The sequence below is a fragment of the Halosolutus sp. YCN4 genome (assembly GCF_059736495.1).
Genome location: NZ_JCASSM010000003.1, coordinates 261,128 through 276,005 on the forward strand (window position 1 = coordinate 261,128; position 14,878 = coordinate 276,005).

The window sequence follows — 14,878 nt, forward strand, 5'->3', positions numbered from 1 at the left end:
TCTCGTCACTGAATTATATGGAATGCTGGAGTGGGTGCGTGTGAGTCGGTCCCAACTGCTGCTGTGGGCTACTCAGAGCGGCATGAGCCATGAGCAACGAGCCACACCACACGACAGCGGAACCAAAATCCGAATCGATGCGAGCAACCCGTCGAACCGCGCTTCGCGGGGCGGGCCTCGCCGGAATGCTCGCGATGGGCGGCGCCAGCGCCCGCCAAGACTCCGGTATCCGACTCCACTGGCACCGCCGCGATCTTCGTCTGATCGACAACCCGCCGCTGGGGGGCGACGGCCGTCTACTCCCGGTGTTCGTCCACGATCCCGCGATACTCGCCTACGGCGCGCCGCCCGTGGTGGCGTTCCTGCTCGATGCGCTCGATTCGTTGCGCGAGCAGTACCGCGAGCGCGGCGGCGAACTGCTCCTCGCCCGCGGCGACCCGAGCGCGGTGCTTCCCGATCTCGCCGCGGCCTACGACGCCGATACGGTCACCTGGAACCGCGACTACTCCGGACTGGCAGGCGAACGCGACCGTGCGGTCGCGGCGGCGCTCGCCGACGCTGGCGTCAACGTCGACGTCGAGCGGTTCGGCGGCACTCTCCTCCACGAACCAGAGACCATCACGACGAACGACGGGAGCCACCACTCCGTCTTCTCGAATTTCTGGCAGGAGTGGCGCACCCGGGAGAAGGCCGCCCCCGTCGCCGCGCCGGTTCGCGGTGACGTTGTCGACCCCCGCGACAGCCTCGACGAAGAGTGGTTCGGCGAAGCCTCCGGTGTCGCCGGCTCGCTCCCGTCACTCGCCGACCTGGGCTTCGACGATCCCGAAGCCGACGTGCAGCCAGCGGGCACCGACGCCGCCCACGACCTGCTCGCCGACTTCCGCGAGGACACGATCTACCGCTACCGGGACGACCGCGAGTACCCCGCCCGGGAGTCGACCTCGCGCCTCTCGCCGCACCTGAAGTTCGGGACAGTCGGCGTCCGGACGGTCTGGGAAGCCACCGAGGACGCGGCGGCCGCCGCCAGCGACGAGGACGCCCGGGAGTCGGTCGAGGCGTTCCGGCGACGACTCGCCTGGCGGGAGTTCTACGCGCACATCCTCGACGCGCGTCCCGACGTAGTTACCGAGAACTACCGCGAGTATCCGAACGAGATCCAGTGGCGCGACGATCCTGAGGGGCTTCGGGCGTGGAAGGACGGCGAGACGGGATATCCGCTCGTCGACGCCGGAATGCGGCAGTTGCGCGCCGACGCGTGGGTTCACAATCGCGTCCGGATGGTGACCGCCTCGTTCCTCACGAAGGACCTGCTGATCGACTGGCGCGAGGGGTACGACTGGTATCGCCGAAAGCTCGTGGACCACGACACCGCCCACGCCGCCGGCGGCTGGCAGTGGGCCGCCTCGACGGGAGCGAACACCCAGCCGTATTTCCGCTTCTTCGACCCCGTGGCCCAGTCGGAGGAGTACGACCCGGACGGCGAGTACGTCAGGGAACACGTCCCCGAACTCCGGGACGCGCCGACCGACGCCATCCACGAGTGGCCCACGCTGGATGACGAGACACGCGCCGCCATTGCGCCCGACTACCCCGCTCCCATCGTCGAGCTCGGCGAGTACCGCGATCGCGCAATCGAGGCGTTCGAGACCGCGCGCGGCGACGGCTGACGGCGCCGCTTCTCGCGTGCCCCGTCAGGAGCACGAGGACCCGGTGTGGCTGGTTTTCGTTGGGCAGAGATCCCGAACCGGCGAAGTTCCAACGTCAGGCCGAACATAACAGGTACGGATAGTCGATCGAGAATGCAGAGATGATTCAGCAAACAAACACAATCATCATGTCATGAAATCCTTCTCGAGTATCGTCGCTGTATTATATGGAATGCTGGAGTGCGAACGTGTGAGTCGGCACCAACCGCTGCTGTAGGCCACTCGAAGCGGCACGAGCCATGAGCAAAGAAACAAGACACACGACGTCAGAATCAAACTCCGAACCGCTGCGAGCAACCCGCCGAACCGCGCTTCGCGGGGCGGGCCTCGCCGGCTTACTCGCGATGGGCGGCGGCAGTGTCACTGCCAGCCGACGTTCCCCGGAGACGAGTACCCAGGAGGCTGAACACGAGACGTCAGCAGATGACGAGTTAGTCTCAGTGACGTGGGAGAACTTCCCACGGTCACAGATACATCTAATGATGGAGAACATCGTCGAACAGGGCGGGTTCGGCGAGTTTTATCATTTCCAAACGGTAGTCGGCCCCGACGTGCGGATCGCAGCCTTGCCCAATCGCGACACGATCTATTCGATCGGTGTCTTCGACCTGACCGAACCAGTCACTATTACCAAACCGGACGCCGGTGACCGCCACCAGTCGATGGTCGTCATGGACGAGGACGCGTATGTGAAAGCGGCGTACCAGGATTCCGGCGAGTACACGTTGACCCAGGACGGGGTCGGGACGCGGTACGTGTGGGTCATCGTCCGGACGTTCGTCGACCCGAACGATTCGGACGACGTAGAGAGTGTCCATCGATTACAGGACGAACTCGCAGTGAGCCAAGACTCGGCCGGCACGTTCGAGATTCCCAACTGGGACCGCCAAGCACATCAAGAACTCTTCGACGCGATCGTCACGGTCATGAAAACGATGGACGACTTCAGCGGCGCGTATGGCGACGTCGGCGAGGTCGACCCCGTGAAGTACTACCTCGCCACTGTGACGCCGGGCGGCGTTCCGGAGCCAGAAACGATCTATCTGCAACGGGTCCCCGACCAGAACGACGGTGACACGCCATACGCGTTCACCGTCGACGACGTCCCCGTCGACGGATTCTGGTCGGTCGCCGTCTACAACGACGACGGGTTTCTCGAGGAGAACGAGTACGACGCGTACTCGTTCAACAATGTGACTGCAGAGCAAGCAGATGACGGCAGTACCACGATCCGTTTCGGCGGTGATCCCGATCAACCGAACTTCCTCTACACCCCGGAGGAGTGGTTCTACCTGGTTCGGCTCTACGGGCCCCGCGAGGAGATTCTCGACGGGAGCTATCAGTTCCCCGAGGCGGAGCCGATCGAGTGACAGGGGTGCGAACATCGATGTTCTGGTGACTGAGCCGGCGTGACTCGACCGCCGCTCGGCTTCCGCTTCGTGCTGAACGCATGCGCTGTATCGTGCGGGCACCTCTTGACAGCGTTTCGGTAGTTCATAATGCGTCTGCTGGATACGGAGCGCGAATCTCGAACAAGTTCTTCCAAGGCTACCCGCTGGAGCTCTCTTTTCGACCGATGACACTGGGAAGGTCCAGTGATTTGGCACTGGAAGCGAGCGCAAAGGAAAATGTCGTCCCCTCACCGGGCTCCGAATCAATCCAAATGTCACCGTCGTGACGCTCGACGATCCGCCTGCACAGTGCCAACCCGATTCCCGACCCAGGCTGTTCCTCTATCGAATGCAGCCGCTGGAAGATGTCGAAAATCCGATCGGTGTCGGCGGCATCGATCCCGATCCCCTCATCTCGAATCGAAATCGTCCACTCCGTGCCATCCCGTGCTGCCGAAACGTGTATTCTCGGAGGGTCGTCGCCGCTGTAATTGATCGCGTTGCTCAGCAAATTTTGAAAGAGTTGCCGTAACTGTCTCCCATCGCCTTCGACTGTGGGTAGCGGTTCCCGTGTGACTGTGGCGTCGGTCTCTTCGATCTTGAACTGAAAATCGGTGAGTACGTCGTCGAGAACGGCGTCCAGATCGACTGTATCGAACGAATCACCCTGGGTTTCGACCCGAGAATATTCGAGCAGTCCGTCGATCATTTCACTCATCCGCTCAGCGCCATCCACGGCGAAGTCGATGAACTCCTTGCAGTTCTCGTCGAAGTCGTCGCCGTACCGGCTTTCGGCGAGTTCCAGATAGCGTGTTACCATGCGAAGTGGTTCCTGTAAGTCGTGGGATGCGGCGTATGCGAAGTGCTCCAACCGCTCGTTTGACGCTTCCAGCTGTGTGACTGCCTCTTCGAGTTGCTGTTCGGTTCGCTGTAGCGTTTCGTTTTTCTCTTCGAGCGTCTGAGCGTGGGTGCGCGCCTGAACGTTGTTTACACCGATTCCCAGGCCCGCAATAGAACCGATCGCTAGCAGGACTGCTTGCGTCCCGAACGTGAAACTGACTTCAACGCCGGGATGGACGACGCGCAGTCCGAGCACGATACCCATGACGACGACTCCTCCAAGGGTCCACGCGACGATACGTGGATAGAACCCAGATTTGATAGAAGACGTCGGTAACCAGCGTCCGACGGACACCAGTACGAGTCCCGGAACGCCGAGCAAGATCAAATCGAGCCCGGCTTCCAAAAGTCCGCCACTACTGGCGAACGCGGTCATGGATCTGCCCGCACCGAAGACGAGAAGCAGGAGCCCCGCCCCAGAGATAACGAAGTGCCAGTAGTCCGTCTCACCCTGACGTAATCCGGGAGAACGCCCACTCATTATCCCACACACAGTCGGCCGACGCTGGTTAGCGTGGCTTTTGAGCTTCCAATACCCTTTTAACTACTTCCCGAGGAGGGATGCTCGACATCGGAGAGCGTACTCCCGAGGACGTGCTTAATTCCGCGCCGGAGCCGAGAGGCGACGGCCTGGTGTGAGATCCCGAGATCGTCGCCGAGGTCTGCCATCGTCACCTCGCGCGGAGATTCGAAGTAGCCGCGCTTGTACGCGAGCACCAGGGCTTCCTGCTGGGTGTCGGTGAGAGCTTCCTCGGTGGCCGTCTCGACCGCCGTGAGCGCGTGCAGCTCCGTCAGTGTGATCGGGATATCTAGCTCTCGACAGCGAGACTGAAAGGTTGCGATGTCAGATCGCGCGTCACCGCGGATCTCGAACGTCCACTGCTGATTCGTGCCGGTGGCTTTGATGAGCGCGATCTTCGTTTCCGTCAGCGTAGTCAGTACGTCATCGTAATCCACCGCCCACTCCACACGCAACAGATACTCGTCTGCGACTGAATCGATAAGTTCGATTCGCTCCACACCTGGGTGCTCGGTAAACGCTCCTTCGACGTCGTCAACCGGTGTTCCCCGGACCCAAAAATATGGGATCACCACGTCTCGTGCGGGGATAATTCGCTCCAGTTCGACCGTCACGTTGGGTAGTTGCTCGAATACGGTCCCCAGGGGGAACTGATCGGACGGGACTATAAAGGTAGCCTCGGTAGCCATTGGATGAGTTTGGCACTCTGGTCGGAAATACCCACTACAGGGGAGTTCAGGCGAGGCGCGGCCTACCCCGATAACACTGTCTCCGCATCTCGCAGAGAGAACGATCACCGCTGCTGAACTCAGCCGCTGTATCTCGCACGACGTTGCTTACGGCCCGCAGAGAAGCCATTCAGTCGCTGCTGAACGCAAAGCTCGAATGCGACGCGAACTGAGAACCGATCTGTGAAGGGGAGCGGTCGGCCAGTACAGAGTCGGCATTGACCGACGAGAACCAGGGCACGGTTCGTGCGAAATTCGAACGATACCGTTCTCCGAGACGGCGAACGAGACTGACTACTGGCACCCATTCGCTAGATATGCGTCCTAACGGTGATCCGAAATCGACGACAACTGCGGTCGTGTCTCCGGTTCGATGCGGTTGACTCGCTCACTCATCACTACCGCTCGCCGGTAACGTGAGCGAGAACGTCGATCCCTCGCCGGGTTCCGACTCGACCTGGATCTCGCCGCCGTGGCGTTCTACGATACGTTGACAGAGTGCGAGTCCGATACCCGTCCCCGGATGTTCCTCGTGCGTATGCAGCCGCTCGAACACCTCGAAGATACGCTCCTGCTCGTCGGAGTCGATCCCGATCCCTTCGTCGCGAACTGAAATAACCCAGTCGTCGCCATCGCGTTCGGCGGCGATGTCGACCCGTGGTGGCTCGTCGCCGCTGTACTCGATCGCATTACTCAGGAGATTCTGGAAGACCTGGCGCAGTTGCCCGGCGTCGCCATGTACACGCGGAAGATCGCCGGTCGTGACCTCGGCGTTACTCTCCTCGATTTGCATCTGCAGATCTTCACGAACGGCTTCGAGAACGTCGTTCAGGGCGATCGGTTCGAACGGATCACCGCGCGTTTCGACCCGCGAATACGCGAGCAGGCCGTCGATCATCTCGCGCATTCGGTCGGCACCGTCGATGGCGAACTCGAGGAACTCTTCGCCGTCCTGGTCGAACGCGTCTCGGTATCGTCGGTCGATCAGTTGGAGATAGCTCGAGACCATCCGCAGGGGCTCCTGCAGGTCGTGGCTGGCGGCGTAGGCGAACTGCTCGAGGCGCTCGTTCGACGCCTCGAGTCGTTCGTTGGACTTCTCGAGGTCGGACACCAACTGTTCGAGTTCGCGCTGGTACCGGTGGCGTTCGATGGCCTCGGCGAGGATGTTGGCGACGCTCTGGACGAAGGTCACGTCCTGGTCGGTGAACTCCCGACGGGCGGTGTCGTGAGTGCCGAGGATTCCCCACGCCTCGTCGAACGGCCCGATGATGGTGCTGATCCCGCTGCGGACGTCGTGGCTCGTCAGCAATTCGGGGCCGCTAAACCGCGTTTCCGTCTCGAGATCCTCCACCACGATCGGGTGATCGTTGGCCAGGGTGTACGCCGCCTGCGAGTCCGCTTCGACGGCGGACACCGTCGCTTCACCGACGATCCCCTCGTGCCAGCCCACGCCCTGGCGCAACAGCAGTTCCTGCTCGTCGGAATCGAGATCGAGCACCTTGCAGTAGTCGTTGTCGAGCGCGTCCGCGACACGCCGAGTTGCCTCGTGCACGAGTTCGTCGAGGTCGTCGGTTTCGAGCGCGAACTGTCCGAGGTCGGCGACGGCCTGTTGCTGACGAGCCCGCAGTTCGAGCGCCCGCTCACGCTCTTTGCGCTCGGTGATATCGTTCTGGACGGCGACGAACCGATCGATCTCGCCGTCTTCGTCGGTCACCGGCGCGATGGTCTGCTCGGCGAAGTACAGTTCGCCGTCTTTTCGTCGGTCGGTGATCTCTTCGTCCCAGACCTCGCCGGCTCGAACCGTCTCCCAGAGAGTCTCGTAGTAGTCTTCGTCGTGCTCGCTCGACTTGAGAATCCTCGGCGTCTTTCCGACCGCTTCCGCAGCCGTGTACCCGGTCGTTTCCTCGAACGCCGAGTTGACGTACGTAATCTCCCCGTCGATGTCGGTCATATAGATTCCGTGGCCCGACTGCTCGACCGCTTGCTCGAACCGTGTCAGCGCCCGTTCGCGCTCTTTGCGCTCGGAGATGTCGCGGGTAACTCCGGTGCGACCGATCGTTCCGTCTTCGAGTTCGTACGGTCCGAACCGCCCCTCGACTGGGATCGTCTCTCCGTCGGCGGTTTCGAGGTCGAACTCGAGCGAGGCGTACTCCGCCTCCTCTGCGACGACATTCGCTTTCAACCCCTCGGCGTGCTCCGCAACCGTCTCATCGTGGACGAACGTGACGTGTTCCCCCAGCAACTCGTCGCGCTCGTAGCCGGCCATCTCGCAGAACGCGTCGTTGACCATGACGAAGCGGCCGTCGGCGTCGACCGTTGCGACACCGTCCCAGATCGTCTCGATCGTCTGCTCGTACCGTTCTAATTCTCGTTCGCGCTCTTTTCGCTCGGTGATGTCGGTAAAGTAGACCGAAAGCCCCGTCTCGGAGGGATAGACGTTAACTTCGGCCCAGATATCTAACGGCTCAGAGTGGCGCTCGAACGAAATCGGCTGCTGGGTTTCCATCGCCTCGGTATAGTTCTCGTAGAGATCCGATCCGACAGCCTCCGGAAACACGTCCCACACGACCTCACCGCGTAACTCCTCTTCCGAATAGCCGAGGAGTTCTTCTGCATAGGCATTGACGTGTGTGAATCGGTACTCGTCATCGAGTGTGTAGAACGCATCGGAGAACCGATCGAAAATCCGCTGAAGTTCGCGTTCGAGTTCCTGCTCGCGTCGATGCCGATCGGTCATGTCACGCGTGACTTTCAGGTAGCCACGGTGCGTTCCATCGTCGTCCCTGATCGCCGTAATCGTCACGTTCGCCCAGAACTGGCTACCGTCCTTCCGAACCCGCCAGCCTTCGTCTTCGAGAGATCCGTTTTCCGTCGCCCGTTCCAGATTCCGGGTCGGTACGCCCGCTGCTCGATCGTCCTCGGTGTAAAACGTCGAGAAATGCTCGCCGAGAATTTCCTCGCGATCGTAGCCCTTGATCGCCGACGCGCCTTCGTTCCAGCTACTCACGCGGCCGTCGCGATCGAGCCGAAAGATCGCGTACTCCTCGACGGCGTCGACCAGCGATTGAAACCGCGCTTCGCTTTCGCGGTGCGCATCCTCCGACCGCTTTCGATCCGTGATATCGTAGTAGAGTTCGATTCGACCGCCGGCATACTGCCCCGATTCGATCGGTTTGCTCTGGTGTTCGAGCCAGCGTGCATCACGGGTGTCGCCCGCAGTGACGTGACACTCGAACGTCTCGAAATGACCGTTCTCTTCGTACATTGCCCGAACGGTCTCCGCGACTCGTTCCGGGTGGTCGAATCTGTGCTTGAGGGTTTCCCCGAGTATCGTTCGTTTGTCCCGTCCGATGAGTTCCTCACGGTCGAGGCCGAGGTACTCCCCGATAGTCTCGTCGGCCCACGCAATTGTGAACTCGTCGTCGAGCACGAAGACGCCGACGTTGGCCTCGTCGAGGACGTTCGTAATCGATGCGACCGATGCCCGTGCTGACTCGAGCGACTCCAGACGCTGCTTTTCCTCGGTGCGGTCTCGTGTGACGCCGATCGTCCCCTGGAACTCCCCTTCTTCGATCAGCACGTTGATCCGTAATTCACAGGGAACCACACCGCCATCGGCGGTTTGGACGCCGAGCTCGAAGGTCGCGATTTCCGTGTCGTCTGCTCCGATCCTGCCGCCGATTTCACGTTCGATGCGGTCGACGTCGCGATCGGTGAGAACGAGCGAGACGTGCTCGCCGAGGAGTTCCTCGCGTGAGTAGCCCGTCGTCTCGACGATCACGTCGTTGACCGCAACGAAGCGTCCGTCCGCGTCGAGTTGATACACGCCGTCGTCGATCGTGTTGACGAGCGTCCGATACCGGTGGAGCGCCACGTCGTCGTCGACGTCACCCCAAAATGCCCCGTCGGGAGCGCCCGCTCGTGTACTCATTATCCCTCAAAAGTCCTTGCCCAAGTTAAATCGCTCGCCGGTCGTGCGAGCGTTCGCATTTCCTTGGTCACAACTGGACGGCGACCTTCGACGTTCCACGCGAAAGCGTACTTGAGAACCGAGGAAACGCGCAACCTGAGTATCCACTTAGTGGATTTCCGCGTCTTTAGGCGCGGGGATGTCAAGCTATCAGGGCCTCGAGATCGATCGCCGCGAACGGGACGAGCATCTCGTCGGGGTGGAGACCGCCGTGCATCCCGATCAGGTCGAGTTTGGACCGATCGCTGCCGTACCAGACGCCCGAGTCGCGGTGGACGACCACGAGGTCGCCGAGTCGCCGCTCGAACGTCTCGCTTCGCGGCCCGCCGCCGAAGAGGTCGCGATCGACCACGTCCTCCTGCGTGAAGACGCGGGCGTCGAGTCGATCGTCGAGGATCGAGCGGACGTCGTCGACGCGTCCGTCCCGCAGGTGGAGGTGGACGTTCCGCGGACTGCCGGCGTACCGGACCGGGTCGCCGTCACCGTGGCGATCGAGGGCCTCGACGACCCCGCCGATCGTCTCGAGGTCGACGTTCCGATCGGCGTCGGTGTCGACGTGGCCGTGATCTGCGGTCAGGACGACGAGCGTGTCGCCCGCCGCGTCGGCGTCGAGGCCCGCGAGCGCGCGATCGATCGTCTCGAACACGTCGTCGACGGTGGCCCGGTACTCGTCGGAGCGGGTTCCCGTACCCGTGGGCGGCCGTGTCGATCTGGGGCAGGTAGGCGAAGAGGTAGGCGGGATCGTCGGCGGCGACGAACGCCTCCCGGAGCGTCGGTTCGAACCCGTCCAGGCTCTCGTCCGGGCCGTAGGAGTGGCAGGTCGCCCCGTCGTACGTCCCCGGGAACGGGACGACGTGGCGGCAGTCGATCCCCGCCGCCTCGAGGGCGGGGTATATCGGGTCGCCCTCGAAGACGTCCTGGAGGTCGTGCGCGACGGACTCGTCGCCGGCCTTGACGGTCCCGGTGAAAGCCTCGTACGACGCGTCGTCGACCGGATCGTACACGTCCCACCCCAGGAGGCCGTGGCTCGCCGGAAGCCGGCCGGTGTGGAACGTCGTCAGCGCCGCCGCCGTCTCGGAGGGGTAGACCGACGTGAGCGGGGTGACGGTACTCCGGTTCGCGAGTCGATCGACCAGCGCCTGCCCGCGATGGCGCTTCCAGAACGCCAGTCCGAACCCGTCGACCAGCACCACGAGGACGCGATCGTACTGGTCGTCGAGGCCCGCGAGCACGTCGGTCGGAAGCGGCTGACCGCCGTCGTCGCCGAGAACCGATCGGACGGTGTCGGGAACGCTCGCGAAGCAGTACCCGCCGTAGTCGGGGAACAGATAGCCGCCCTCGGTCAGTCGATCGCGAAGACGGGACTCGAGATCGGTTCGCATGCCGTACTCGTGGGCCCCCACGGTCAAAAATGGCACCGCAGTGACCGTTCGTATCGGCGGCGACGCCGCTGTACGGCTTTCCCGACGGACCGCGGTGACCGCGATCGGCGTCGCTGTAGCCCGCCGAACGCGTCAACAGCCGTGAGGCTGCGGCCGAGGGTTTATCCGCCGCAATGGCCACTCTGGGTTCATGAGCAAGCGGGTCACCGACTCCGGGCTGACGGTCCAGTCGGAGGGGGCCGATGTGCTGGGGCTCCAGTGGTACGGGACGGTAGCCGACGCGATAGACGGGGGCGTTTTCCACCTCGACGCCGACGACACGATCGTCGCAGTCGACGATCGACTCGTCGACCTGACCGGGTACGCCCGGTCGGATCTCCTCGGGGAACACGCCTCGATCCTGTTCGACGACCGGGACCTCGCAGCGATCGATCGGCGACTGGACGGAGTCGGCGAGACCGATGGTGATCGCGTCGTCGAGCGGGATCTCGCGCTCCGGACCGACGGCGAGACGGCCCTCCAGTGTGCGGTCCGTTGCAGTCCGCTCACGATCGACGGGACGCGACGCGGAACGATCGGGATCGTCCGGGAACGCGACGAGCGCACACGAGACGCCGACGCCCCACGAGTCGACAGCCCCGCCACCGGCCCCGACTCGGATCCGGCCCGCACCCCGGTCGACGGCTCCATGCGATCCGTCCTCGACGAGGCGGAGGTCGGCGTTTTCGTCCTCGACGAGACGTTCGAGGTCGCGTGGATCAACGAGACGACGGAGGCGTACTTCGGCCTCGACCGGGCGGATACCCTCGGACGCGACAAACGCGACCTGATCGAAGGGACCATTCGAACCCGGATCGACGACGACGAGCGCTTCGCGGAGACGGTGACGGCGACGTACGACGACAACAGCTACGTCGAACGCTTCGAGTGTCACGTCACGCCCGGCGAGGATCGCGAGGAACGCTGGCTCGAACACCGGAGCAAGCCGATCGACTCGGGACCCTACGCCGGTGGTCGGATCGAACTCTACTACGACGTCACCGAGCGGCATCGACACGCGGCCCAGTTGCGGGACCTGAACGCGGCCGTTCGCGAGTGGTTCGAGGGCGAGTCTCGCGAGGCGGTCGCCGATCGGGCGTGTCGCGCGCTCGCCGACGTTCTCGAACTGGAGGTCAACGGCGTGTTTCTCGCCGACGACGCGGGGGAGGCGCTCGAACCGGTCGCGTGGACGGATCGCGCGGCGACCATGTTCGACGAACTGCCGACGTTCGACGGCGAGGGGGTCGCCTGGCGCGTCTACGAGTCCGGCGAACCGGCGATCTACGACGACGTCAGGACGGCCGCGGACGCCTACGACCAGGAGACGCCGATCCGGGGCGAGATCGTCCTTCCGATCGGGGATCACGGGGTCGTCGTCTCCGGTTCCACGCGGGAGGGCGCGTTCGACGACAGTGACCTGACGCTCGCGCGGATCGCCGCGTCGAGCCTCGAAGCGGCGTTCGATCGCCTCCAGCACGACCGACGGCTCGAGCGCGAGCGAACGCAGACCGAACGACTGCTCCAGACGGCACCGATCGCGATCGCGGTCCACGACGCCGACGGGGAGACCGTGCTGTCGAACCGGCGTGCCGAGGACGTTCCAGGCCTCACACAGTGGGCGAGTACTGACGGCTCGAACCGGGACGGCGACTGGCGCGTCTCGACCGCCGACGGCACGGTACTCGATCCGGCGGAGACGCCAGCGGCACGCGTCCGGGCCACCGGCGACCCGGTGACGGACGAGGAACTCGCGATCGAGGGCCCGTCGGGCGATCGGATCTGGGTGTCGGTGAACGCGGCCCCCGTTCTGGACGGCGACGGCGCGGTCGAACGCGTCGTCACGACGGCCGACGACATCACCCGCCTCAAGGAACACGAGCGACGACTCGAACGACGCAAGCGGGAACTGGAGAGCGAACTCGGCGAGGTGCTGGGACGGATCTCGGACGCGTTCTACGCGCTCGACGAGGAGTGGCGGTTCACGCACGTCAACGAGCGGGCCGAGGAACTGCTCGGCTACTCCCGGACGGAACTGCTCGGCGAGAACATCTGGGAGCGCTTTCCCGACGCCAGTACGGACCTCTTCGATCGGTACCACGAAGCGATGCGGACGCAAGAACCCGTCTCGTGGGAGCGCTACTCCGAATCGCTCGACATCTGGATGGAGATCCAGGCGTATCCCTCCGAGACCGGCCTGTCGGTGTACTTCCGGGACATCACCGAGCGCAAGGAGCGCGTCCGTCGACTCAAGATGAGCGAACGGCGCTACCGGACGCTGGCCGAGTCCTATCCCGGCGGCGTGGTGGTCATGTACGACGAGGACCTCGAGTACACGCTCGCCGACGGGCAAGGCTTCGCGAACCTGCCCGTCTCCAGCGCCGACCTGGAGGGGAGTCGCCCGCGAGACGTCTTCCCCGACGACACGGCCTCGCCCCTCGAAGCCACGCTCGGCGCGGCGCTCGACGGCGACAAACGCACGGCCGAAATCGAGTACGCCGATCGCGAGTGGCGCGTCCAGGCGGTCCCGATCAGGGACGACGACGGCCGCGTCGTCTCCGGCATGGCGACGGCACAGGACGTCACCGAGCGCAAGGAGCGCGAACGCGAACTGGCGACCTACGAGACGGTGGTCGAGACCATGGACGACGGCATCTACGCCCTCGACGCCGAGGGCCAGTTCTCCACCGTCAACCGGGCCTACACCGAACTCACCGGCTACGATCGCGACGAACTGCTCGGCAGTCACGCCTCGCTCGTCGTCGACGAGACGGTGATGCGCGAGGCCAGAACCGCCGCGACCGACGCGGGCGTGTCGACGATCGAGACGAACATCGAGACGAAGAGTGGTGAGCGCGTCCCGATCGAGGCGACGGTCACGCGGGTTTCGGGCCCCGATGGCGAACACGAGCGTCTCGGCGTCGTTCGGGACGTCACCGAGCGCAAGGAACGCCAGCGGAAACTCGAAGCCAGCGAGCAGCGCTACCGCACGCTCGCGGAGAACTTCCCGAACGGCGTGGTCGCGCTGTTCGACGGCGACCTGCGCTTTACCGCGGCGGGTGGCCAACTCGTCGACGAGTTCGGGGTCGACCGGAACGATATGATCGGGCAATCGATCGCGGAGCGGTATCCGGATGACCTGTTCGCGGAGATCGAACCCCACTTCAGGGCCGCCCTCGACGGCGAGGAACGGTCGTTCGAGGTGACATACCGCGGCCGCGAACTGCTCGCGCACACGCTCCCGATCGCGCCCGCCGGCGAGGACCACCGGGGGATGCTCGTCGTGCAAGATATCACCGAACGCAAGGAGTACCGCCGACAACTCGAGGCGTCGAACGAGCGCCTCGAGCAGTTCGCCTACGCCGCCAGCCACGACCTGCAGGAGCCCCTGCGGATGGTCACGAGTTACCTCCAGTTGATCGAACGCCGCTACGGCGACGACATCGACGAGGACGGGCAGGACTTCATCGACTACGCGGTCGACGGGGCCCAGCGGATGCGCGAGATGATCGACGGTCTGCTCGAGTACTCCCGCGTCGAGACGCGCGGCGACCCGTTCGAGACGGTCGATCTCGACGACGTCGTCGACGACGTCCGGACGGACCTGCAGTTACGGATCGAGGAGACCGGCGCCGAGATCACGAGCGAGTCGTTGCCCGCGGTCCACGGCGACGGCGGTCAGCTCCGGCAGGTGTTCCAGAACCTGCTCTCGAACGCGATCGAGTACAGCGGCGACGACCCGCCGCGGGTCGAGATCACGGCCGAGCGCCGCGAGGCGCGTGACGCCGCGCAACGACGCGGAACCGCCGCGGAAACCGACGGAACCCACTGGATCGTCTCCGTCCGCGACGAAGGGACCGGGATCGACCCCGACGAGACCGATCGCATCTTCGAGGTGTTCCAGCGACTCCACAGCCACGAGGAACACGACGGAACCGGGATCGGCCTCGCGCTCTGTGAACGGATCGTCGAACGGCACGACGGCGACATCTGGGTCGAGTCGGAACCCGGTGAGGGAACGACGGTGTCGTTCACGCTACCGGCCGCCGAGTACTGAGGCGAGAGGACCTGGCCCATTCGAACGAGGCCCGAACCGGGAGCACGAGTAAGACGCGGGGCCTCCGGCCTTCGAGGGCCTCTTCTCGGCCGCCGTCCGCTTCGTCGCGAGCGCGGAAAATCCGTTCCAACGCGAACCGTCCCGGGACCGAGCGTGTCCGCTAAAATTGTTCGTCCGGCTAGAAGGTA

The 14,878-nt window shown here is 63.9% G+C and carries 7 protein-coding genes and 1 pseudogene; 3 read left to right on the forward strand and 5 right to left on the reverse strand.

What is annotated here, in order from left to right:
• Positions 1 to 227: 227 nt before the first annotated feature.
• A complete protein-coding gene (locus AC6I6X_RS11870; protein WP_497931285.1) occupies positions 228 to 1,667 on the forward strand; it encodes a cryptochrome/photolyase family protein in 1,440 nt (479 codons plus the stop codon).
• A gap of 521 nt (positions 1,668 to 2,188) precedes the next feature.
• Positions 2,189 to 3,076, forward strand: a complete 888-nt coding sequence (locus tag AC6I6X_RS11875; protein WP_497930728.1) for a DUF1214 domain-containing protein — start codon at positions 2,189 to 2,191, stop codon at positions 3,074 to 3,076.
• A 178-nt stretch (positions 3,077 to 3,254) separates the two neighbouring features.
• Here the strand turns inward: AC6I6X_RS11875 and AC6I6X_RS11880 are convergent, their stop codons facing one another.
• The 5 genes and pseudogenes from AC6I6X_RS11880 to AC6I6X_RS11900 all read right to left on the reverse strand — a co-directional run.
• Positions 3,255 to 4,373 (reverse strand): sensor histidine kinase, encoded by a 1,119-nt coding sequence (locus tag AC6I6X_RS11880; protein ID WP_497930730.1) that lies wholly within the window; start codon positions 4,371 to 4,373, stop codon positions 3,255 to 3,257.
• 164 nt (positions 4,374 to 4,537) lie between these two features.
• Positions 4,538 to 5,206, reverse strand: a complete 669-nt coding sequence (locus tag AC6I6X_RS11885; RefSeq protein WP_497930731.1) for a helix-turn-helix domain-containing protein — start codon at positions 5,204 to 5,206, stop codon at positions 4,538 to 4,540.
• A 427-nt stretch (positions 5,207 to 5,633) separates the two neighbouring features.
• Complete coding sequence (locus tag AC6I6X_RS11890; protein ID WP_497930732.1) at positions 5,634 to 9,176, reverse strand: PAS domain-containing sensor histidine kinase; 3,543 nt, start codon at positions 9,174 to 9,176, stop codon at positions 5,634 to 5,636.
• 181 nt (positions 9,177 to 9,357) lie between these two features.
• Entirely contained in the window at positions 9,358 to 9,861 is a 504-nt protein-coding gene (locus AC6I6X_RS11895) for an alkaline phosphatase family protein (RefSeq protein WP_497930733.1), read from the reverse strand.
• A 97-nt stretch (positions 9,862 to 9,958) separates the two neighbouring features.
• Positions 9,959 to 10,597, reverse strand: a pseudogene (locus tag AC6I6X_RS11900) (alkaline phosphatase family protein); the annotation flags it as partial.
• Between the two features lie 190 nt (positions 10,598 to 10,787).
• On the opposite strand from AC6I6X_RS11900, the gene AC6I6X_RS11905 reads away from it, so the two are divergent.
• Positions 10,788 to 14,690 (forward strand): PAS domain S-box protein, encoded by a 3,903-nt coding sequence (locus AC6I6X_RS11905; RefSeq protein WP_497930734.1) that lies wholly within the window; start codon positions 10,788 to 10,790, stop codon positions 14,688 to 14,690.
• The last annotated feature ends 188 nt before the right edge of the window (positions 14,691 to 14,878 follow it).

What these genes read in the sequence shown, in the direction of transcription:
- AC6I6X_RS11880 (WP_497930730.1), bottom strand. Translation starts at nt 4,373, where the DNA reads ATGACCGCGTTCGCCAGTAGTGGCGGACTTTTGGAAGCCGGGCTCGAT.
- AC6I6X_RS11890 (WP_497930732.1), bottom strand. Translation starts at nt 9,176, where the DNA reads ATGAGTACACGAGCGGGCGCTCCCGACGGGGCATTTTGGGGTGACGTC.
- AC6I6X_RS11905 (WP_497930734.1), top strand. Translation starts at nt 10,788, where the DNA reads ATGAGCAAGCGGGTCACCGACTCCGGGCTGACGGTCCAGTCGGAGGGG.
- AC6I6X_RS11875 (WP_497930728.1), top strand. Translation starts at nt 2,189, where the DNA reads ATGGAGAACATCGTCGAACAGGGCGGGTTCGGCGAGTTTTATCATTTC.
- AC6I6X_RS11885 (WP_497930731.1), bottom strand. Translation starts at nt 5,206, where the DNA reads ATGGCTACCGAGGCTACCTTTATAGTCCCGTCCGATCAGTTCCCCCTG.